1 protein-coding gene is annotated in these 25,329 nt (G+C 74.7%); it reads left to right on the plus strand.

The window, feature by feature from the left end:
* Positions 1-10: 10 nt before the first annotated feature.
* Positions 11-25,324: a WXG100-like domain-containing protein gene (locus ACWCHM_RS08235; RefSeq protein WP_454221930.1), complete on the plus strand. Its 25,314-nt coding sequence runs from the start codon at positions 11-13 to the stop codon at positions 25,322-25,324.
* Positions 25,325-25,329: the final 5 nt, after the last annotated feature.

A 25,329-nucleotide genomic window follows, 5' to 3' on the forward strand; every position in this document is an offset into this window, starting at 1 on the left:
GTGGTCTCCGGTGGCGATCGAGGTTTCGGCCGAACTGGCCAACTTCCTGCGGTTCCTGATCGGGGAGAAGTTCCCGAAGGCCGACGAGACCAACCTCTTCGCCACCGCCGAGGCGTTGCGGCGGGCCGCCGAGCAGGTGGTCGCGTCGAGCGAGACGTTCGGCGACGGGGTACGGGCGTACCGGGCCGGGGTGAACGGGCAGGCCGAGGACTCCTTCGTCGACACGATGGAGCGCTACGTCCTGCACAGCCCCGGCTACCTCGGCCTGGTGTCGAAGTACACCAACCGGATGGGGGACAGCTACCGGGGCACCGCCACCGAGGTGCAGTACGCCAAGCTGATGATCATCGCGTCGCTGCTGGCGTTGATGCTGGAACTGCTGGCCGCGCTGGCGATCGCCTGGATCAACCCGGGCGCCGCGCTGGCCCGGCTCGCGGTCGGCCGGGTGATCATGCGGATCATCTTCCAGAACGTCACCACCCGGGTCCTGTTCCAGGTGGCGATGGCACAGGCCGTCGGGATCGGCCTCCAGACGGTGATGGACCGGCTGGTGCAGCTCTACCAGATCCGCAACCACACCCGCGACGGCTGGAACAACGAGCTGACCCGGGCCGCCGCCGAGGTCGGCTCGCTCGGCGGCGCGGTCGGCCTCGGCCTCGGCGGGCTCATGCAGGGGCTGGAGCGGCTGGTCAGGTCGACGAACATCGGCCGGCGGGTCGGGCTGACTGCTGCGTCGAACACCCCCGAACCGCACGGGTTCCGGCCCGGCGAGGCGGTCCAGGAGATCGCCAACGAGGGCGTCAGCGAGTGGCTCACCGAGTTCCTCTACAACGGCATGACCACCGGCGAGTGGGACGCCGACGGGGCGGCCGTCATCGCGGGCGCGGCGTCGGGGATGGCGAGTGTCGCCGGCACCGCCATCGGCCAGCAGCTGAACAAGGCCACCGGCGGTGACCGGGACCGGAAGTCGACGTCGGTGAAGCTGCCCGAGCAGGATCCGTCGGGGTTGCCCGCTGCGCTGCCCGACGAGCCGCTGCCCGCGTACGATCCGGTCCGCCTGCCGGCGTACGACGGACCACCGTCGTACACCGAGGCGGTGGCCGCCGTGCCCGGCGCGGGTGCCGGCACCGGTGGTGCGACCCCGGGTGGTGCGGGCCGGGGTGGTGCGGGCTCCGGGGCCGGCGGGACCGGGCCGACGCCCCGTCCCGGTGCCGGTGGCGGTTCCGGCGTCGCCGGGTCCCGGCCGGCCGACGGTGAGTCGACGTCGCCGGGGGAGCTGGCCGGGCCGGGGCCGGTGGACCCGGACAGCCTCACCGCCACCGACCGCCCCGACCTGGCGGGCCTGTCGGACCTGCTGACCGGTCCGGATGCGTCCACCGGGCCGAACCTGTCCACCGGGCTGGATGCGTCCACCGGGCCGGACCCGTCCACCGCACCGGACGCGGCTGCCCCGGCGGGCCCGACCTCGACGGCCGGTCTGCCCGGGTCGACGGCCGGCCAGCCGGGTGGTGCGGCTGCGGGCGGTGCGCCCTCCGGCGTCCGGTCCGCCGGGTCCGGGCCGGTCCCGGCCGCCGTGGCACAACCCGAAGCCGCCGGGCCGGCGAACGGCGGGCGGGCGAACGGCCCCGCCCCCGGACGGCCGGTGTCCGGTTCCTGGGCGGGCGGACCGCAGCCGGTCGACGCGTCCCCGGCGGGTGGGCCGGGCACCGGAGGGCAACCGGTGACCACCGCCGTGCCCGGTGCGGCGTCGGTGGTCGACCCGGTGTCACCGGGTGAGGTCACCGGCACCTCCGTCGAAGGCCGGGCCGCGCTGGAACAGCGCCTGGCCGCCGTGCTGCCGCCGTACGACGGTACGGCGCTGGACTGTGTGATCCGGCTGACGGCGGTGGTCGGCGAGTTCTCGACCATGCCCCGGGTGACCCGGGACGAGGCTGCGGTCGACTCCACGCGTCCGGAGCGGGACCTCGCCACGCAACTCGGCACCGAGTGGCAACCGGTCTCGGACTGGACGCAGGTGCTCGGCCCGGTCAGTGCCGCCGGCCCGAACGCGTTCGCGGCGGTGCTGGTGGAGCCACCGAACGCCCCGCGGCACGCCTTCGCCCTGCTCAACGACGGCGGTGAGCTGTACTGGGTGGAGACGCAGGCGACCGAGGGCCGACGGGTCCGGCCGGCCGGCGATCCGCCGGAGCTGCCGGTGGGCGCGCGGGTCATCATGCGCGACGGGCAGGGCAACCCGGTGCCGGTGCCGCCGGGTGGCACGGCGACCGTCCGCGCCCTGGTGGACCCCGCCAGCACCAGCCGGTACGGCATGTACCGGCCGGACCGGACACTCCCGGCCCCCGTCACGACAAGCCGGCCCGTCGAGCCGGTGACCGTGCCGACGGCCGGGCGGTCCACCCTGCCGGCGCAGGGGCTGCCGGCGGACCTGGTGCGGGTGCCGGCCAACGGACGGTGCCTGCCCTACGCGGTCCTGACGTCCGCGCCGGGGCTGGTGTCGCGCCGGTTGGCCGACGCCGGTCCGCTGACGCCGGAGGTCGAGCGCTGGCTGGCGGAGCCCGACGACGTCCGCGCGGCGGTGACTTGGCATGCCGAGCAGCTCTCCATCGGCGCGGCGTCCGTGCCCGACGGCACGCCGATGGACCGTACCGCCGACGCCCTGATCGATCTCGTCGCCGGATATCTGACCATGCACCGCGACGCCCTGCCGTCGGTGATCCCCGAACTCCGTCAGGCGCTGGCCGACCGGGAACGGGTGGAACCCGACCTGGTCTCCCGCGCCGACCGGATCGCCCTGCTGGAGCGCAACGGGTTCACCGACCTGGCGGAGTCGACCGACGACGACCTGCGCACCACCTACCTCGACTGGTACACCTTCCAGGCCGGGCCGCTGACCGACCAGGAGTTCGACGTGCTCCTGGCCGCCGTGCGCGACTGGTCCCGATCCTGGTCGGAACCGGTGGGCGTGGCCCTGCTCCCGCTGCTGGCCTTCGCGCTCGACGTGTCGTTGAGTGTCCGCAGCCGCGCCGACGGCCAGGTGCGCGCGGTGTACGGGCCGGCGGACGCCGCAGCGGTGTCGGTCTACCACAACGACCGTGACCACTTCGACGCCTCGTCCGCCGGGTCGGACACCCCCGCCACCGCCACTACTGACCAACAGGCTGCCCGGGAGACGCCGGCCACTGACAACCCCCCGGCCGTCGCCGACGTCACTGACAACCCCCCGGCCGTCGCCGACGTCACTGACGACCCCCCGGCCGTCGCCGACGTCGCGGACGAGTCGCCGGTAGGCGCGGATCTCGACGAGACCTACGGGCCGGCGGTACGGGCCGCCCGGATCACGCCCGGGGAACGCGACGACACCGGGGACGTACGCCTCAATCCGCTCTGGTACCGGTTGGCCGACTTCCCCGCCCACCTGCTCGACCCGGCGCGGGCGCGGTCCTGGCGTTACGTGGTGGCCGAGGACGGCGAGATCTACCTCGGTGCGGCCGACGCCGCCACGGCGCTGCGGCCCCGGGACTTCCGCGCCCTGCTGGCGGGGATGCGGCAGCATGATCCGGAGCTGACCGCCGAGCGGTTGCGGGAACAGCTCGGCGGGCAGGGTCATGTGGGGCTGGCGGTGGGCTTCGACGCGCGGGGCCGGGCGATCGAGCGGCACGCCCGGGTGGGTGGCGAGCTGACCTGGAACGAGTCGGCCCGGCGCTGGCAGGTCGACGACCGGTCGGCCCAGTACATGGGGACGACCCGCCCGGCGGTGGGCCCCGACGAGGTGCAGGGCTGGTTGGGCACCGTCGCGACGGCGCTCGGCGACCGGTTCGACCGGGACGTCACGGCGGTCCGGCACACCCCCGACGACGCCGACCCGATGGCCACCGTCACCGTCGACTTCACCCCCGGCCAGCGGGCGGCCGAGGACGGGCAGTTGCCCGAGCTGGACCTGTTCGTCGATCAGGTCGTCGCCCAGGTCCGTCGGGCGTGGGAATCCGACCGGCCCCGGGTGGTGCGGGTCCGGATCGAGGGCGGCGGCAACGGCGCCCGGCTGCTGCGGCGGGGGGCCGCCCGCACCGGCCGGCGGCGGGCCGCCTCGCTGGCGGAGTTGGTCGGCACGATGGTGGCGGCGCGACTGCGGGCCGAGGGGATTCCGCCACGGATGGTGCGGGTCGACCAGAGCAGCCGCGGTGCCGGCCGGTCGAAGGCACCCGGCGGCCCGCAGCGTCCGGCGACACCGGGGCAACGCCGCCGGGCGGTGCTCTGGACCGAGCCGGGGGCCGCCCACGCCAACCGGATCCGCCGCCGGGGGCCCGCACCGGCCGACCGTGCCGGCCAGGACCGCACCGGCCAGGATGGGCGACGGTTGCGCAGATCCACCCCGGCCGGTCGGGTGGACCGGTCCGCTCCGGGACAACTGCGCAAGGACCCGGACGGGACCTGGTGGTTCGGTAGCGCCCAGGTCGTGACCCACGACCTCCCCGGCCGACCGGGGAGCATCGCTCTGCTGTCGGACCGGGAGTGGCGGCGGATGGCCCGCGACCCCCGGCTGCCCGCCGCGACCGACGGGGTGACGGTGCTGGTGCACGGGGCCGGCGACCGGTTCCGGGTGCCACTGCGGCACCCCGACGGCCGTACCGGCGAGGTGACCCTGACCGTCGACGAGCTGCACACGATGCTGGAGTCGCCCGAGCGGGACGGCCGGCGACTGGCGCTGCTGTCCTGCGCGGCGGGCCGGATCGGCGCGCGGTCCGTGCAGCGCCTGGCCGACCTGCGCGACACCGACGTGTACGCGCCCGAGGGCGACCTGGTGGTGACCGGGCCGACGGGGCACCTGCCGGTGTCGGTCGACGGTCGGCCGTGGGCACTGTTCGTGCCCGAGGGCACCGGGGCGTGGGACGTGGTCAACGACGAGATCGTCGACCCCGACCGGTCGGACACGCCGTTCGCCGTGCCGTTCGCCGGGTACGCCAGCCGGGCCGGTGACGCCGACCCGGACGGCGTACGGCTGACCAACACCCCGCCGCCGCCGACCGGGTGGGACAGGCTCCGCATCATCGGGGACGGGCTCTGCCTGCTCAGTGCGGTCGCCGTCGCGACGCCCGAGGCGATGGCCGACATCCCCGGCATGCCGTCGGACGCGGTGGACCGGCTGCTGCGGGTACGCCGCGCGGGCGTCCACGACACCGACCTGACCGACATCGACACGGCGCTGCGGGACGAGATCCGGCGACGGGTGGCCGACCCCTCCCCGGCGATGGCCGAGCTGTTCGACCAGGTGGCCGCGACCTGGCTGTTCCCGGTGGGGTACGACGTGCAGACCACCCTGCTCGACGCGATCGACACCTGGGACTGGCAGCGGCTGCTGCCCGGCCAGGACGATCCGGACGAGGGCGGCCGGGTCGGTGACGTGCTGCCCCTGGTGATTGGTGCGGCGCTCGGCCGGCCGGTGTGGCAGGGGCGGCTCGACCCGCCGTCGGTGACGGTGCTCTGGCCGGACGGCGACGGGACGCCGGTGCGGCTGCTCTACAACGGGCGCGACCACTACGACGCCTGGGTCCCCGACGCCCTGGTCACCCCGGCCGCCCCGGTCGGCATCCCCGACGACACCGGCCGGACCGTCGACACCGGCGACGGCGGCAAGGAGCCCGACTGGCGAGGGGTGGCCGGCAGCCCGAAGCGGCGGGGGGTGCTGTGGCCCTGGGACGGCGAGGACCTGGCCACGACGATGACCACGCTCATCCGGCAGGTCGACGCGGTGGACCTGCCCGGCCAGCACCTGCTCGTCCTGCTCGCCGACGCCGAACGCGCGTTGCTGCTCGGTGGGCGGGTGCTGCCCGAGGCGATGCTGGACGCCTTCTTCGCCGGCGGGCGGACCGGCGGGCCGTGGACGTCGCCCCTCGACGTCGACCCGCGGGCGCCGCTGGTGCTCACCGTGGTCAGCGACGACGACGTGAACGCAGTGTTGTTCGGTCGCTCCGTCGAGCGGGAACTACGCCGCCGCCTGGACGCGGGCCAGGCGGCACCGGCCCACCTGAGCGTGGTGGTCATGCAGGAGTCGCAGGTGCCCGTCGAGCCGGTACGGCTACCCCGGCTCCGCTTCCGGCTCCCCGTACCCCCCGCCGGGCAGCTGTCCCGTGCCCACCTCGCCGGCCTGCCCGAGCGGGTCCGGCAGGCGTACGTCGCGCCACCCGACTACACGGCCGGTGACCCGTCCCCGGCGTACGAGCCGCCGTCGCCGGATCGGCGGCACGAGGGTACGGCGGAGTCGGGGGCGGTGGCACAGCAGGCGACGCCGCTGCGCGTGGAGTCCACCCCGCCCGGCCCGGTGCGGCGGGTGACCGTCGCGGACACCGGTCTGGCCGACGGTCTCGGCGGGCACCGGGGCTGGTTGCTGCGCGGCGGATGGCCGTCGACGGTGACCGACACCACCGGGGCGGCTCCGGTGGAGCTGACCGTGGCGGCCCCGGCCGACACCACCCGGTTGGTCCGGCTGTCGCTGCCCGCGATCGAGGACCAACCGGCGCTGGAGGTGGACGCGCTGGTGGAACCGCCGGCCGGGGCGTCGCTCGACGTCGACCCACGCCTGATCACCGTAGTCCCGCTGTGGCGCAACGACTTCGTCGACGGCCCGGTGGCCCAGCCGGTCACGGACCCGCCCGAGATGATCCGCCGGGCCTGGCAGTACCTGATCGAGGACACGGAGCAGACCGAGGCCGCCGGGATCCTGGCCGAGCGGCCCGACCAGCACGACGACAGCCCGCTCGACGGGATCGAGCGCCGGATGCTGCAGGCCCGCGTCCTCGCCGTGGTCCGGGAATCCTTCTGGGAGACGTTCGGGGAGACCCCGGCGTACGCCGCCGGGCTGGCCGCGTTCCTCGCGATGCCCGAGGACACCCCCCTCGTCGACTACTGGCAGCACGAACCGGTCCGAGAGCTGATCATGCGGCGTCCATGGCAGCTACTCGCCGGGGTGCTGGTGACCTACGTGGACCGGTACGGCTGGCGGGGCGCACACCGGATCGTCGTACAGCCCGGCCGGCTGGACGCGGAGTCGACCGACGCGCTGGTCACCCCGGACGGCACCCGCTACACCGCGGCCGACTACCTGGCCCGGCTGCCGACCACCGGGGGCACCCGGGTGCTGTTCTTCCCGGACCTCGACCACGCCGCCGTGGTGGATTCCGGCTTCATCCAGGCGGTACGGGCCTCCGCCATCGTCGTCCTGCCGACGCTGCTGCCCGCCGACGTGAACTGGATCGTGCTCGGCACCAGTGCCGTCACCGGCGCCGAGGTGAGCCAGCTCGTCACCCAACTCGACGACGCGCTCGCCCGGGCCACCCTGCACGCCGCGGACCTGGTCGAGGGCCGTGAGCTGGCCCAGGCGCTGCTCGCCGACCCCGCCCTGCGGATCTATGAGGACGACGACTGGCTCGCCGAGATCTTCGACAGCGAGCTGCTGGCCACGCCCACCGAACCCGTGCGGCTGCTGCTCGCTCGGGCGGACAGCAGCGACACCGAGAGCATCCGGGGGGAACTGCGGGAGGCAGGAGTCCTGCTGGTCGACCCGGCCGCGCTGCCGAGGCACCGCGTGCTGATCGAGATCACCGATCCCCGTCCGGAGCTGGTGCAGTCCTTCCAGACCACCAGTGGTGGGACGCGCCGGGCGCAGTTCCTCCTCGACGGCAGGTACGCCGCTGATCATCCCGACACCTGGCGGGTGATGAACGAGCCCTGGGTGAGCATCCACTCCTGGCTGGCGGTGATCGACCCGGGCCGGACCTATCCCTGGGACCAGTTCCTGCTGGCCCTCGCGCACCGGGACCGGGTCGCCCGGCGCATCGGTGAGACCCCCGGTGCCTGGCCGGGAACCGGTCACCGCTTCGCCCGGGTGTCGCCCGCCGCACTGGCGCAGGTGCAGGAAATGTTCGCCGGTCGGTCCACCCGGGAGGGGGTGATCTGGACCGAGTCCGCCGAGTCGTCGAGCCCGACGTTGTTGCTGGTCGACGCGGCCGCCCGGAGAATCGTCGATCATCCGATGGTCTACTTCGTCCCGCAGCCGCCGGAGGCCCGGGCGGTGGTCACCATCCCGCAGCGCGAGGACCTGAGCGGCCGGGGGTTGGTCGTCGCCGCCGGGCAGCTCGACGGCGACCGGCTGATCGGCGACGGCTGGGAGGTGACCGCCGACGAGGTGATCGCGAGCGAGGCGTTACGGGCGCATCCCCGGGTCGTCCTGCTCGACCGGTCGCCTCCGGAGGGAAGCCCGTTCGTCGAGCGGCTGCTGGAGCGGGGCGTCGGCGTGCTCGCGCCCGACGCCGACCTGGCCGGCTGGACCGCCGTCTACCAGCTTCCCGGCTGGCAGTTGGAGTTGACCGGCCCGGACAGCGCGGACCTGCTGCGCGAACTCCGGCACGAGTTCGACGCGGTGGTGCTCAGCGCGGCCGAGGCCCGCCGCCGGACCCCGACCCAGACCGCGCTGGTCCGCGCGGTCTTCGACCTGCTCGGTCGGCCGTACGGGCAGGAGATCGTCGACGGTCACCTCCACCTCCACCTGGACCGGTGGGCCTCGGCCGAGGCGTTCGCGGCCGAGGCCGGCCACGACGGGCTGGTCCTCGTCGGCGGCTCCGACCAGCACCGGCACGACCTGACCCTGCGGGTCCCCGTCGATCAGGTCCGGGTGTTCCAACGCTGGTCCGGCGAAGAGCTTCACCTGGTCACGGTGGACCAGGCCACGATCGCGCCCGTCAGCGACTTCCTCCGCGACCGGACCGCGACCGGTCCCGTCGTCCGCTGGACGCCCGACCTGGGCCGGGCGGCGCGGGCGGCGGACGTGGGCCAGCCCTATGCGGACCACGTCACGCGGGGCGGGCTGCCGATCCCGGCCGCCCACGTCGACGACCTGATCCGGACGATCCGCGACAACCCGTCATGGCGCGGCCTGGGCTGGGCGGTGGACCCGGACGCGGACGACGATGCCCTGGTGTGGCTGGGCCCGGAGATGGCCGCCGTGGAGTTCCCGGTCGACGCCGGTGAATCCCTGCTCGCCGTGGGCATGCCGGCGTCGGCCGTGCCCGCCGCCGACCGGTACGGCAACGGCGTGGTGCTCTGGTCGGCCGGTCGCTCCGGCCTGCCGGACTCCCTGCGTGCCGCGTCCCGGGTGGCAGTGGTGCCACTGTCCGAGCTGGACGACATCGTCGACGGTGTACGGGCGGGTTTCCCCGCGGTCGACGCGGTCGCGGTCCTGAAGGAGCGGCTACCCGAGGGGACCCGGATCATCGTGGTGCCCGGCGAGGTCGAGTCGATCGCGGAGATCCCCGAGATCTTCGACGTGGTGTTCGCGGTGGTGACCCGCTCCACCATCGGCGACCCCGGAACGTGGACGGCGTATGCGTGGTCCGACGAGGAACGACGGATCGGTGTGCTGACCGGCGCGGACCTGTCCTACGTCATCGCCGGGTTGGCCGCCACGGACCCGATGCTCCGGGAGCAGATCGTGCCGGCCCCGACGATGCTGGCGCTGCCCCGGGCCGCCGTGCGGTTCCTGGCCGACACGGTGGCCGCCCGGGACGTCGAGCAGCCTGACGGCTCCGCCGTCACCGACGTAGCCTTCGTCGCCGTCGAGGAGATCAGCGCCGACGACCACGTGTACACCCTGCCGGAGGGTTCGGTGATGCGCGTCATGGCACCGGGTCCGGACGGGGAGCACGTCCTGCACGGCTGGTTCATCGACGGGGATCAACTGGCCGAAACAGGGCACGACATCCTGGGCGAGGAGGACGGAACGCTGGCGACGGCCCTGCCGACCCAACTCACCGGAGACCTGTCCTACGACCGACGGCTCGCGCTGCTCGAACTGGCCCGTCTCGTCGGGGTCGGCCAGCCCGTGACCGAGAATCCGCTGCGTCAGCACGGGATCCGCCTGGCCGACCGGACCTTCGTGCCCGATTGGACGGTGCCGGTCGGTCCGCCGGTCGGACCTGCCTGGTGGGTCGGCGCGGACGTGTCGGTCATCGAGATCACGTCGACCCCCACCGGCCGGCTCCCCGCCCGGCGGGTGCTGGCGTGGGAGGTGACACCCCCCGACAGCGGGCAACCGTCCGACGACGTGCCACCGCCGCAGCTGGTGGCGGTCCCCTACCGGGACGGACCGCTGCTGGGAGTCATGCCCGACCAGGTCTGGGCGTGGGGGCTGGGCCCGCTGCTGGGCGAACGGGGCGTCCTCGTCGAACCCGGCGTGGTGAGCGACGACGGGGTGACCACCGGACGTCCCGACAGGCGCGGCGCGCTGCCCGCCGATGTCTACCGGGCGATTCTGCCGGACACCGCCGCCGGCCTCCCCGTCGTCGTGCTGCTCGACACCGGTTCGGCGGCCCAGGAGTTCGCCGGGGCGCTCGCCGCGCGGTCGGCCGTGGTGCTGGTCCGCACCGGGGACGAACAGTGGCAGGCCCACCGTCCCCGGCCGGGCACCGGCGTTCCCGACGTCATGACGGGACCTCAGGCTTACCCGCTGTTCCACCGGGCGGTCGCGGCGGTCGCCGCCGACCTGGCCGAGCTGGCGGGTGCGGTCAACGACCTGGGCCAGGAGTGGGGCGGGACCGTCCCGCCCGACGGGGTCAACCTGTGGGGCCGGCTGTCCGGGCTGCCCACCGGCACCCTGGCGGACCGGGCCGCCCGGCTCGCCTCGGCCCTGTTCGGGATGGACCGGCTGCGGGCCGCTGTCGACGGCCCCTCCGGCGAACAGTCGGTGGGCCGCGTGCTCACCCACCTCGGTCTGCCCGGCGCGGCGGGGCAGCACCCGGCATTGCTGGCCCGACGGCTGCACGCGCTGCAGTTCGCCCCGGTGCCGGTCACCGCCCTGGGGCTGCTGCCGGACAACGCGGTCGCCCTGGTCTGGCTGGGTGACGCCGTGGTCCTCGTCCATCGCGCCCCCGACGGCACACTGACGCTCGTGCGGCCGCAGGCCGAGTCGGCCGACCGGCTGACCGCGCTCGACCCCGACGGGCTGACCGAACCGCCGTGGATGCTGCTGGCGCGGGGACGGCTGGTGGCGGTGCGTGTCGCGAGCGGCCATCGGGTGCTCGGCGGCGACGTCGTGTCCGATCCGCCCTCGTATCCCGCCCGGGAGCTGCCGGCGGACTCCGACCCGGACCTGCCCCCGGACTCCGACCAGGATCCGCCGTCGGACTCCGACCCGGACCCGTCGTCGGACTCCGACCAGGATCCGCCGTCGGATGCTGACCAGGATGCGTCGTCGGAGCCCGACCAGGACCGGTCGTCGGAGCCCGACCAGGACCCGCCGTCGGAGCCGGAGCAGGACGCCTCGTCGTCGGACCGGGACTCGGATTCCGCATCGACCGGCGCGGCGGGGACGGAGTCCGGCTCGGTCGACACCGCGTCGGTGTCGACCGGCTCGACGGAAGGGACCACATCTGCCGCGGCCGGCCCGTCCCCGGCGGCGCTGCACGCCGTGGGGGAGGCGCTGCGCCGGCTGCCGGCGGCCCGCCTCGCGGCCGGTCGGCAGGTCCGCCGGGGCAGACCGTCCCTGCCCCGGCTCGCCGGGTGGGTCGACGCGGTGCAGACCGACGAGGCCGGTGCCACCGAGGACAGCTCCCGGGTCCGGGCGGTCGGTGCCCACCTCGTCCTGCACGGGCGGATCGGCGACCTCCCGGTGACCGAACCGGCGGTGACCACGCTCAGCCTGGACGGGTTCCACCGGGCACTGGGTGGGCGGCCGGTGGCAACCGACGCCGGCCGTCCCGGTTCGCTCGTCCAGGCGTTGACCCGCCGGCCGGGGGCGATGCTCCTGGTCCACGAGCAGCCGCCGGGCGCGCCCGGCCGGGTGTTCTGGCTGGTCGCCGACGACCGGGACGGTGCCGTGGTGCCCCGGGTGGTCGACCCCGCCCGGCCGGGGGTGTTCGCCCGGTCCGCCACCGACGACCCGGTCACCGCCGCGGCGCTGACCCGCGCCGGCACCACCGTGCTGGCGGTGGACGCCAACGGCGACGCGATGGATCTGGCCGACTTCCTCACCCCGTCGCCGGCCGGCCTCACCCGGGCCACCGGTGACCCGGCGCTGGTCGTGGCCGACGCCACCGACCTGGTCCAGGCCATGGTGCGGCTGGTCGACGGGTACTTCGGGCGGACACCCCGCACTCTCGGCGGGCAACTCACGGTGACCCCGGAGGCCATCCCCGGCACCCTGGCCGCCGCGCTGGGCGGGCAGTTCGAACCGCTGCACGACGTCGAGGCCACCGTCACCGCGCTGCGTGCCGCCCCGGGCTCGGTGGCGCTGGCGTACCTGCCCCGGGCTGAGGCACCCGGACATCTGCTCATGTTCGTCGTCGAGCCCGGGTTGGCGACGGTGCCGGCCCAGCTCATGGTCGTCGGGGTCGACGCCGTCGGGCTCAGCGACGCCGACCTGACCCGGGCGCTGTCCACCGGGCGGGCCCAGGTGCTGCTGCTCGACGCGACCGGCGAGGCCCGCCAGGTGCCGGGTCGGGAACCCACGGCGGAGCAGGTCAGCGCGGTACGGACCGCGGTCACCGCCCAGCCGCTGCTGATCGGGGTGCCGCACACCGGCCACCCGGCCTGGAGCGACAGGCTCACCGCCCGGGTGACCCGGCGACTGGGCACACTGGGCGTGACCATGGCCAGCGCCCGGCCCCTGCTGCACGCGCTGGCCACCGACCCCACCGGGTTCCTGCACCACGGCACCGGCCACCCGGTCCGGGTGGGCCGGGACAAGCGGTTCGCCTGGGTGCGCCTCGTACCCCGGCCGAGCGACACCGACGAGGTGCGGCTCGCCCCCGGCCTGGGTGGTATCGAGGACCGGCGGACCGCAGGTGTGTCGGCGTCGACGTGGGCGCAGCCACAGGCCACCACCGCCCGGGTCGTGGTGCCGGTCCCCGCCGGAGGTGTCGGGGTGACCGTCCTGGGTGGCGTGCTGAGCAGCCGGGCCGTCCGTACGATCGGGCAGTCCCTGACCACAGGTGACAACGGCATGGTGATCGGGGTGCCCGACTCGTTCCTCACCCGCAGCGCGGTGTTCGTCCAGGTCGAGATCACCGAGCGGCCCGCCCCGCCGGCCTGGGCCGAGGTCCCGGCCACCTGGGTGCCCGGCGACGGCGACCGCCTCTGGTTCCGTACCCCCGAGGTGCTGGCCACGATGCGGCCGATCAGCGACGGCACCGCGCTGACGGTGACTCGCGCCGGGGCGGCGTTCCTGCGGGACGCGAGCTACCCGGTGGAGGTCGTCGACGACGGCGCCCTGCCGACCGCCGTGCAGTCCGGCATCCCCGACGTGGTCCGCCGGGGGAGCAACCTCAGGGTCTGGCGGCTCTGGGGCGGCCAGCGGGCACTCGACGCGGTACAGCCCGGCGCGACCGCCCTGACCGCGACCAGCTCGTCGTGGCTGCGCCGGCCCGCCTACGCCCAGGGGGTCCGGCCCGCCCTGCGGCTCACCCGGCTGACCCCGATCGGTGAGCTGCCCGAATCGGCGCTGCTGCGCGCGGCGGCGGCGGTCACCACCGGCCAGTCGGTGCAGTCCGCCTCGGACCGGGGCGGCTTCCTCGCGGTGCTGATCGGTCGAGCCTTCGGCCTGCTCCGGCTCTCCGCCGGACCGACCGTCTCGGTCGTCGACCGCCGGGCGCAAGCCGTCGCACCGCAGGTCGAGACCACCGCCGGGCAGGAGACCGGCGACCACGTCCTGAGGCTCTACCTGGCCGAGTACACCGGCACGGTGCAGTGGAGCATGCACCGGTCGGTCACCAGGTCGCTGGCGTACCGGGGGCTGCGGCGCGGGTCGCAGCAGGTGTCGGTGCGGACGCTGCTGGTCGTGCCGCAACAGCACGTGGCGGCGCTCGCCGGGGTGACCCCGTCGGCGCGGCCCGACCGCGACCTGGTGGCCCTGCTCGCCGGCACCGTCGAGAACGACCCGGACGACCCGCGTACGCTGCCCGACTACCTGTGGCAGGGCGACCGGCTGCGGATCGGACGCGGCTTCCTGCACGGCGGGGACCTGGTCGCCGGCCTGGTCGCCGACCGCTTGCGGCGACTGCTCGACGACGACCGCAACGCGGTGTACCGGCAGTACCTGCCCGACTGGGACAACCCGCGGGTGCAGACCGACCGGATCCGGCGGGCCCTGGACCGGCTCGGCAACGAGGAACGCCTCGCGGCGCAGAACGGCCCGAGCCGTTACTCGGCACGCCTGCTGGCCGCCGCCGACGGGGAACTGCTGATCGAACTGCGGGTACGGGACATCTTCTCCGGCCGTACGCTGGAGGTGCGGATCGGGGTCCGGCGTCGCCACCCGGACACCGCACCCCGGTACCTCGGCCGGCGGGGCACCCACCCGGACCCGGTCACCGCCGACCTCCCCGAATCCAGCGACAGCGACAGCGAGACGAGCGAGTCGGAGGACGACGAGCCGACGGTGAAACTGCGTACCAGCCAGGGTCGGGCGCAGGCGGCGACGAACCGGGCGGTCCGCAGCGTCGCGTCGGGCGTACAGGCAGGCGCGTCGGTGGGCAGCGACGCGATCGGCGGCGCCGCCGGGATCGGGTTGCGGCTCCAGGGCATCTGGCGGGACGTCATCGAGGTGACCCAGGGCAGCCAGGCCGGCGTCGTCGGCATCGGCGGCGGCGCGGTCGCCGTGTTCGCCGACGACGTCCGGTTGGAACTGTCGGCGTCGGTCATCGTCGAGTACCGCGGGTTCCTCGTCGACGCCTGGCGGTGGCTGGCCGACCACCCCGTGCAGGCGCAGCCACTACGCTTCGCCGGCGACGCCACCATCGACCTCGAACTCGGCTTCTCGGTGCCGTTCACTCAGACCATCGCGGTCGGGCAGCCGCAGCCGGTCGTGCTGCCCACGCCGGTCGGCGCACCGGGTGCGGGCATCGTGCTGCGTGAGGCGCTCGGTGAACTGCTGCCCGCGACCATGACCCCGCCGCGGCAGCGGCTACGCAGCTTCGGCGCGGCACTGGCCCAGCACACCGTCACCCACCACGTCCACGGCCTGCCCGAGCTGCGTGAGCAACTGCTGGACGCGTTGCGGGGCGCCACCGCGGACTACATGGACGCCGGGCACCTGCCGTCCGGCACCGGCGGTCGTCGGCGGGGCACGGCGTTCAGCGGCGACATCCCCGGCACCCCCCTGCACCAGTGGCTCAACGCCTTCGTCGACCAGGGCCAGCTGGCGGCGCTGCTGGCCCCGGCGACCCAGCAACCCCAGCCGGTGCACGCCCCCAGCGTGGTCGTCGGCGACGACGTGCCGGTCACGGTGTTCGTCTTCGCCGAGGTGACCGGGCACGACCAGACACCGTCCGGCGCGGTCACCGGCGACGGGTACGAGAGCGCGGTCGCCGGGTACGCGGTCCGCCGCTCGGCCACGGACCGGGGTGGACAGTTCCGGCTGGAGGTCGGCGGGGGCGGCGCGGCGTGGCGGGCGGACGAGCCCGGCGCCCCCGCCCAGCCCGGTGACGCGGGTGGGGGAACGCCTGGCGGTCAGGCACCCGCCCCGAACCCCACCCAGCCGGCCGCCCGCACCCCCACCCAGCCGCCCGCGACCCTGGCGCTGCGGCTGTTCGGCCGGCGGCAGATCGAGTGGACCAACGGCGAGACGGTTCTCGCCGTCGCCGAGGTCGAACGGACCATCAAGCACTCCGAGTCCCGGACCGTCCTGCTGGGTGTGCACGGTCGACTGCGGGTCCACCTCGCCGTGGTGCTCACCGAACCGAAGTGGGTGCTGCCCGACCGGTCATTCACCCGCTACCGGCAGGTGGGTGACGTGTCCCTGCTGGGTCAGATGTCGGCCGACGAGTACCGGCGGGCCCTCGGCCTGACCTCCGGTGGCTGGCGGCTGCCGCGCGAGGTCACCCCGCCGCCGGCACAGGTGATGCACCAGACCAGCCGGCTGGTGGACGTCCCGGCCATCGGTCAGGCGATGCTGGGCTGGCTGCGTTCGCTGCGCCTCGGCGGCGACGAGGGAATGGAACTGGTCGGCCACGACCGGAACACCGGCATGAACATCAGCACCGTCCTGCACCACACCGACCCGGTCACCGTGGCCGCGCACCTGGGCGACCTCTTCGACGGTGGCCTGAGCTTCGTGCTGCGCTACCCGGGGCTGCTCAGCCGTCCGGCCGTGCAGATCATCGTCCGGGCGGTACCTGCCACCGACCCGCCACAGGTGGGTGAGCTGCGGGCGGGCGCCAGCAACCTGGAGTTGAGCACCGTCAGCGAGGTCGGCGGCGGACGCCAGTCCGGCGAGGCCGTCACCGACGAGGTGGTCCCGGTGGCGCACGTCGGAGAGCGGGCGGCGCTCAACGCGCTCGGGGCGCTGGGGCGTACCGCCGCCGGCCGCTCCGGCGACGTCACCCTCGGCCGGGCGGTCACCGCCGTCGAGACCCCCGGCCCCTGGCTGTCTGTCGACTACGGGCCACAACGGCTGGTCTTCACCGCCCACCGTCGCCGGCAGGAGATCGGCCGGCACGAGATCACCGTGCCGCTGCGCACCGAGACCGCCGCTGAGCACCTCAACCTCACCTACCGACCGAACGGCCCGGCCACCGTGCTGCCCGACCCGGCCGCGGTGACTGCGGCCCCGTTGACCCTGGGGGGAACGGACGGGCCGCTGCGGTTGGTGCCGATTCCGGCCGACAACTGGCTGGCCTGGCGGGGCGACGCCGTGCCGGTGCCCGCCGGGTATGCGGCGCTCGGCTTCAACGGAGCCGCCGCCCTCCAGGCCACCGCGCTGCGGGCGCTGCGGATCGTCGGCACCGCAGCGACGATCGGGATGCCCGGAACGACACTCAACTACCAGCTGATGACCCTGCTGGGGCGGACCCACCTGTGGGCCGCCACCCCACACCGGATGGCCGGCCCCTACGAGATCACCCTCGCCGACGGGTACCGGCTCGTCCTGCACACCCGGGTCACCGCGGTACGGCTGGACACCGTGCTCGTGCCCGCCGAGGGAAGCTCCGGTGTCGGCGGGGCCGGCCGGCACGGCGACGCCCGCCTGGTGGCCCGCGCCGACGCCGCCCTGCCGGACACCCTCGGCACCTCGGTCGGGGTCGTGCCGGCGCTCGGGGTCTCCGTGCCGGGCAACTCCAGCCACCAGGAGGCCGCCGGGCACCGGACCGACGTGCTGCGGCTGGGGCTGGACGACGAGGGTGCGCGGGCGAAGGTGTGGTGGACCACCGAGACGATCGTCGTCGCCGAGCACACCGACCTCACCGGCACCCGCCGTACCGCCCTACAGGTGACCCTGCCCGACTCGCAACCGGTGCTGGTCGACCAGGCCGAAGCCCTGGACCACCTGCTGGCCGGTGACGCACCCGGGAGCGCGCCCGTCGACCGGGTGGTCGTGGCCGGGCTCCTGGAGCAGGCGGTCCACGCCGCGAAGCAGGCGCAGAAGGCGCTGAAGTCCTGGCGGGAGCTGGAACGGATCGCCCTGGTCGCCGAGTTCCCGGGTGCCGCCGGCACCGCCGCCGACACGGTCGCCAGGGCTGCCGCCGCGAACGCGGCGGAGCGGGCCGAGGCGGAGGCGTCCGCCCGTCGCCGCTGGTGGGAGGCCCGGGCCGAGGTCGAACGGCTGGTGGCGCTGGCCGCCGGCCACCTCGGCCGGGGTTCCGCAGCCGACCCGGTCCTGCTTCCCCCGACCGACGGCACCGATCCGACGCCGCCCGGTGGACGACCCGCCCCGTCGGCGGCCGAGCGGCGTGACCCGGTTGACCCGGTCGAGCCGGTTGACCCGGTCGAGCCGGCTGCCCCCGTCGACCCGGTCGTCGACGACCGTGCGTCGGCCACCTCGGTCGCAGCCGTCGCCCCGGCCGGGCCGTCACCGTCACCGTCACCGTCACCGTCGATGGTCCGTGAGGCCGTCGACAACCAGTTCACCGCCCTTCCTCCCCCCGCCGTCGGGGAGGTCGTCGACGTCAACCGCAACGGCCTCTGCCTGCTCGAATCCGTGGTCGTCAGCGCGTTGCCCGAGGTGCGCGGCCTGCTGCCCGACGGGTACCACGGGCAGCTCGACGAGATCCAGGCCTGGCGGGACGCCCGAGGGCCGCTCGACGTGACCCTGCCCTCCCGCCTGCGCCCCCTGGTCCTGCGGGTCGCCGACGGCCTGCGCGCCCAGATCCATACCCTGCTCGTCGACGGCCGGCTCGCCGAGGTGGAACAGGTGATCGCCGACGGCGGACTGCTGGGCCGGGGTGTCAGGGGACAGCGGCGGGTACGCGTCCAACTCGCGCGGACCGTCAACAGGTGGCAGGCGGACTGGGCGGCCGACACCGGCGACTACCTCGTCCTGTTGGTCGGAGCGGCGCTGCGCCGGCCGGTGGTGCTGGCCACCCCCGTTCCGTCGGCCCGTCCGGGCGACCCTACCGCCGGCTCCCGGTCCGCCGACGACGCACCGGCGGCGGTCGGTGATCAGACCGCCGACGACGCGCAGGCGAACGTCGGCAGCTGGTCGATCCGGACGGTCTACAACCCGCGCTTCGACGGTGCCGAGGCCCGGATCAGCGAGGGACCGGTGCTGCTCTACCTGGCGAACGGCCACTACCGGGCGTGGCTCCCGGAACCGGACGTGCTCGATCTGGCCCGCACCCGGGAGGAGGCGCTCGACCTGCCCCGCCCGACGGCCGGCCGCTGGCGCGAGAGCACCGATCCGGCGACCCTCCGACCCACGACGACCGGGAGCGATCCCGGGTACGACGCTGCGGACAGCGACGCCGTGCTGAGCGACGCCGTGCTCAGTGACACGGACAGTGACTCCGTGCTCAGTGACGCCGAGAGCGGTGCCGGGTCCGACGGTGCCGTCCTCGGCCATCCCGGCGTGCCCCGGCCGACCGGCCGGGGACGGCACCCGTTGACGCTGGCGGGGTTGGAGACGGCCGTGCAGGAGACCCAGGACGTGCAGGCTGCCGTCCGTCCGGCCGGCTCGGTGACGGATTGGCGTACACCCGAGGATCCGTTGTCGTGCCTGGCTCTGGCCCGTCGGTTCGCGGCCGTCCTGCATCCGGGCATCGACGGGTTCGTGCGGCCGGGCCTGCGGGTCGGTCGGACCCGGGACGACGCCGCGATCGGCACCCGGTGGGCCGGCGACTTCGCCGGTGACCGGTCCGACTGGGCGGTGGTGGATTCCTGGACGCAGGTCGAGCGGGCGCTCGTCGCCGCCGTGCCCGGGACCGCCGTCTTCGTCCTGCTGGAGCGTCCGGGCAGCGCCCCCGGACACGCCTTCGCGGGGTACCGGTTGGACCGGGAGACCGATCCGGTGCGGTGGGTGCAGTTCGGCGGTGACCGGGGCGCGGTGCTGCTGCCCGGGGCCGCGGCGGACAACCGGCTGCCCCGGCTCAACGCCCTCGGCCCCGAGGTCGCCGCCCGTGCGGTCCTGGTGGATCCCGAGGGCACCGTCGATCCGGCGGCGCTGGTCGACGCCGGGACGTCCGCGCCCGTCGCCTCGACCTCGGTGGCGCGGGCGATCGTGGACGCGCCGGTGAACCGGACCTTCCTGGGTCACGGCGCGGAGTTCGAGTTCTTCGAGACGCTCGACCTCAGCGCGGCCGCCGACATGTTCACGGGAGCCACCGCCGAGACGCTGCCCCGTCAGGCCCGGACGAGCGCGCTCGCCAAGGACCCCGCGGGCACGGTAGCCATCGAGGTGGAGACCAAGACCTACTTCCGCGACAGCGGCGACGGCCAGCTCTACCGGCAACCGGCTCCGCAGCGGACCAAGGAGGTCGTCGCCATCCTGGAGGTCATCGTCGGCGTCGTACCCGACACCGACGCCGAGATGGACGCCCACCACGGCGGCGAGTCGTTGTACCCGGCGATGACCGCGTTGGGCCAGGCCCTGTCGGCGCTCACCGGACCCGTCCCGTTCGCCCAGCTCCTGGGCACGGTGCAGGCCGCCGGCCACCTTTCCGAGGTGGTGCTGACACCGCTCGGGCGCAAGGCGACCGTTGGCCCGCGCCCGTCGGACAGTGAGCCCGGCGCCCGGGTGCACCACAGCATCGGGGTCCCGCTCGCCGGGGTCCACTCGTTCCTGACCTATGTCGCCCGGCACACCTGGCGCAGCCCGACGAGTGTGTCCCCCTCCTACGCCCGCCCCCACCTGGAGGACGCGTTGTCCTTCGCCGACACCGTGGCCGATCACTTCGCCGGCGAGGGCGGCAGCCCCCGGGACGTCGCGGAGCTACGCGGCTTCGCCACCGTGCTGTACGCCAACACCGCAGGCGTCGCCGGAGAGTGGCTCCACGGGGGTCTGATCAAGGAGAACGTCGCGGCGTTGTCCCGGCAGGACATGCGGATGCTGCTCGACGGGTTGTCCCCGGCGGCACAGGCCTATTTCCAGGACAACTTCACGGAGATCGCGGAGTTGTTCCGCGGCATGTTCACCGACCGGATCCCGGATATTGAGCAGCTCTTCGAGCTGAGGACCGGTTTCAAGCTGGTCGGTGACTTCTTCGCGAACATCTCCTTCATCGACAAGAGGAACGGGAACAAGCAGCAGTCGATCATCGACTACCTCCGTGGAGACGTGCGGCAGCATCTCGGGTACGGCGGGATGACCGTGATCGACGGTTTCGACACGTCCAACGGCGCGCTGCCGCTGATGGTGCTGGAGGTCAGGTACTTCGGCGCGCAGCACGTCGACGGTGCCACCGCCCAGGTGGAGGCAGCCGTCCTGCGCCGGGAGGCCGGGGCGGCCTTCGACGAGGCGCTGCTGGTCACCGGCGTGGCGGTGGAGCGGCCGGCGGGCCTTCAGCTGGCCCTGCCCGACCGGGACCTCTGGCCGATGTGGCGGCACGCCGGCCCGCCCGGCCTGCTCACCGTCGAGTTGCCGCTGTACGCGCCGAACTGGTCGCTACGCCCCCTGTTGCCGGTTTCCGACGCGGTGACGGCGATCCGGGTCGTCCAGCACGTGGGCCTTTCCGAGCACTTCGTCTTCCTGCAACGCCTCGCGGACCTCACCGGCCGGCCCGTGTACGCGTTGGCCGAGGAGGCGACGCCGAGGTGGGATCCGGATGCGGGGGAGCTTCGGGTCGACTGGCCCGACGGCGTGCGGCCCTGGCTGGAGTTCCTGCCGGCGTTGTACGACGCGGACAGCGACCGGGGAGTCCGGCGGGGAATCGACACCGACGGGGCGCTCGTCCCGCTGGACGACCGGGTCGACCTGCTGGAGCCGACGACGGTCCACCTGAACCTGTATCCGCCGGACGTGGCGCACGTCCTGCCCCCTCTCTACGGCACCGAGGACCTCGACGTGCTCGACCTCGTGCCACTGATCCAGGCGACCGACAGCCGACAGCTGATCTTCGCAGGGCCCGACGCGCCGACGTACCTGCCCGGCTGGGCGACGACCGTCGTCGAGACGGTCATCGCCCAGTCGACACCGGTCGAGGGTCTCGTCCTCGTCGGGCACCCGCTGCCGCACGCGGCGGCGCAGACCCTGGTCGACGTGCTCGGACAGGCGGTGGCTGAGCGGCCGGGACTGCTCGTCACACCGGTGGTCCTGACCCACGGGGCGGACATCGACATCACGACGCGCGCCGGTGCGGCCCGGATGGTGTCCACCGCCGACGGCCTCGACGGCTGGCGGGTGTTCCGGCCGGACCAGAAGGGCCGCACGAGTGCCGTCCCCGCCGACCTGCGCGCGGTGATCACCACCCCGACCGTGGCACCGGAACAGCCGCAGGACAATGCGGACCCGCTGGGGCCCGACGGGGCGGAGCCGGCCCCGCCCCGCCCCGAACCCGGCACGGTGCCGCGCGGGGAGGACGAGCCGTTGGAGTGGGTGATCCGGCGCGCGATGGCACAGGTCGCGGTCCGCGAGCACCACTGGGTCGACCCGGTCAGCCGGCCCGGACCCGCCCGGGACGACCGCTACGAGGTCGTGTCGCGGTTCGCGGCCCGCCGGTTCCACTACGGCGGGCAGCCGGTGACCGACCTGACCGTGCGGGTGTGGCTCGACGGGGACACTGGTCGGGCGATGTTCGCCGCCCTCGAACGGGGGGTGAACCGGGTGTTCAACAGCAGCGCCGACACACTGGCGTACCGGCTGCCCAACCGGGCCGGCGACCTGCTGCACGTGACCGTGGAGCGGGCCGCCTCCCCGCACGACGCCCACCTGCGGGTGCAGGTGATCGACGACGGGCCGACCGACCAGTTCCACTGGCGTCGCGACGCCTCGGAGGAGGACCTGGTACACGAGTTCGCCCACCAGCTCGGCCTGCGCGAGGAGTACCGCGACGACACCGCGCCGCACCGCCCGCACGTGCCGGGCAGCCTGCTCGGCGACCTCGCGGGTCGTCCCACCGACGCCCTGTCCGACGAGGAACGGGCGGCGCTGTCCGACGAGGAGAAGGCCCAGCTGCGCGGCATGCGGTGGGCCGGGCTGCGCTCGCGGCACCTCCACCTGCTGGCGGCGCTGGTCGGTGAACCGGACGCCGACGGGGAGTACCGTGCGGTGGACCCGGTGCTGCGACCGCTCGGTGTCGCGCCCTTCGCACCGCAGACCACGACGGACCAGCCGGGGCAGCAGCCTCCGGCAGCCGATCCGACGGTGCCGCCGGTCAGGGCGGCCCAGCTGGAACGCACCTGGCGCGCCCGGCCCGAGCGCCGCGACGTCGAGGCCCCGGTCCGGATCGCCGCGGACCTTGCCGTCCGGGCGGTTCTCGACCGGGTGGAGCTGCTCCGCCGGCCGTGGAACCTGGAACTGCTCGGCGACACCCCGCCGTCGGCGACCGCCGGGGGCCACCAGCGGCTCACCCCGGCTGAACCGGTAGTTGACTGGGCGGTGTTGACCGGACCGACCCGCGACGCGATCGCCAGGCGGGCCGCGCTGGTCACCTCCTGGTTGGCCGGCCTGCCGCAGCCGGCGACAGCCGGCACGGCGGTGGAGTTCGGTCTGGTGCTGGGTGTGCCCCCGGAGCTGCTGGCCGATTCCCGGGACAACGCCGTGGCCCGCGTCCTCGCCGACGCCGCTGCCGACTTCCTCCGGGGCCAGCTCGACGCCCAGCTCCCCGTCGGGATGCTCCCGGTGCGGGTTCTCGTCGAGGTCACCGCCTTCGAGGGGGTCGTCGACGGGGTCCGCGAGCAGATCCTGATGCAGATCGAACTGTCGCTGCGCCGGGTGCTGCCCGGCCCGGTCTACGCCGACACCCCGACGTCCGGCGGTGCGGTCGGCGGGGTCCACGACGGTCGGGACCTCCGCAACGACGTGCTGCTGCGCGTCACCGAGGCGCGGCAGGCCCTCGAAGGGCTGCCCGCCGGGGAACCGGAGACCGCGGCGGCGATCGTCGTCCACCAGCTCGGCGGCGTCCTGGTCCGGCTGCTGCCGGTGCTCGTCACGCCGGCCCTGGCCGCCCCGTTCGCGGTCCACGCCGCCCCGGTGCGTGGCGTGCTGGACGACTTCCGGTGGCTGGTGGGCCGGTGGGCGCAGCAGTGGCGTACCGGCGACGTCGAGGTCGCCGAGCTGGTCACCCGCGCTACCGGGACGCTCGATGCGATAGCCGGCCTGACGCCGCTGATCGAGCTGGCCCCGGCCGCCCATCGCGACCTCGACCTGACACCGCTGGTCGACGGCCACCAGCCGGACGACACGGACCACGTCGCGGCGCTGGCCCGGTTCCGTGCCGAGCTGACCCGGCTGCGCGACGCCACCGGGATCGCGCTGGACGGGCCGATCATGCAGGTGTACGGCTGGCAACTGCTGACCCAGGCACTCGGGGCGCTGTGGTTCGGCGTCACCGGGGGCCCCGAACCGGTCGCGGACTCACGCGCTCTCGGGGCTGCCGCTGCGGCGCTCGACGCGTACCACGAGGTGGTCGGCGGGCTCGGTGCCGGCACCGCCGATCTCGCGGCGTTCGACCGGGCCGCCGGGGCCGTCGGGGTGCTGGCCGGCTGGCTGCGTCCCCGCCCCGACCCGGCGGCGACAGATCGGGAGCTCGCCCGGCTCGACGACGCGCTGGCGGTGGTGGGTCTGCGCACCGACGCGCAGCTCGACCGGCTTGCCCTGGACACCCGGGAGGCGATGCTCGACGGGCTGCTCGACGCGGCGACCGCCGCCCTGGACACGTTCCGGATCAGCCGCGACCCCGGCCGTGGCGCGCTCGCCGGGATCCCCGGCGCGCCGGGCCCGCTCGCCGACTGGATGACGCTGCTGCGCACCGTCCAGCAGATGAGCGCCCTCTGGAACGGTGGGGAGCCGGACCTGCCCCGGCTGCGTGCCATGCACCGCCTCGCCGGACAGGTCCGCGACGGCATCGCGGCCGGTCGGGACGACTTCGTCCGGCTGGCCAACCGGGAGGCTTCCGGTGGCGACCCGCGTGCGGTGTCGGACCGGGTCCTCGACGCGCCGGCTGCCGGGGCCCGCCGTCCGGCCACCCCGGTCCGGTCTGCCGCAGGCCTGACCGGCCCCGGGACGGTGCGGCCCGGCCCCGGTCAGGTCCTGCTGCACCTGGTCGTCGAGGTGCCCCGGGGGCAGCAGAGCGAGTCCGCGGAGCCGGTGTCGACCGACCTGTACCAGGACCCGGCCACCGGACGGCTACAGGTCACGACCGGTGACCCGTACGCCCCCGTCGCCGTGTTCACCCGGCCGGAGACCGCGTACGGGGTGGCCCGGGGGATGGCCGACCACCTCGCGCGGGTGGGTCTGCCCTCCGGCGACGGCCCGGTGGTACGCCGGTTCGTGGTCGACGCCGACGCGTTCACCGCCCCGGCCGACGCGCAGGTGTACGTCTTCCCGGCCCGTGACTTCGCGGCCCTGGTCGGCCGGGCCGAACCCGGCTCGCTGGACAGCTACGCGACCGACCCGGAAGCGGTCGACGACACCACCCGTGCCCTGGACGCGCTCGCCGCCGCCGACACCCCGGTCGTCACCGTCGACGAGGCCAGCCGGATGCTGCCGACGCGGGAGCCGAACGCCCGACACCGACCGCGCCCCGAGCCGTCCCCGGTCGCCACCGACGACCGACCTGCCGGCACCGCCGTCCCCCCGGTCACCCGTCGGGACGCCGGTCCGGCTGCTGCCGTCCCGCCGGGCACGGTGCCTGTCGGTCCGGTCCCGCCGGGCTTGGTGCCGGCCGGTCCGGTCCTGCCGGGTACGGTGCCCCCGGGCGCGGTCCTGGCGGGGATGGTCCTGGCGGGGGTGGCCCTGCCGGGCACCGTCGTCGTGCCGGGACTCGGTGACATCCTGGTCACCGGACTCCCCGGACTGCCGGTGTACCCGCCCGGCGCGCGGTCGACCACACCCGCCCCGGTACCGGACCGCCCCGGCAGCCCGCCACGCCGGCGACGGCGCACCCCGCGACCGACGGCCGATCGGGGGTGAACCGG

The sequence above is a fragment of the Micromonospora sp. SCSIO 07396 genome, from assembly GCF_053667945.1.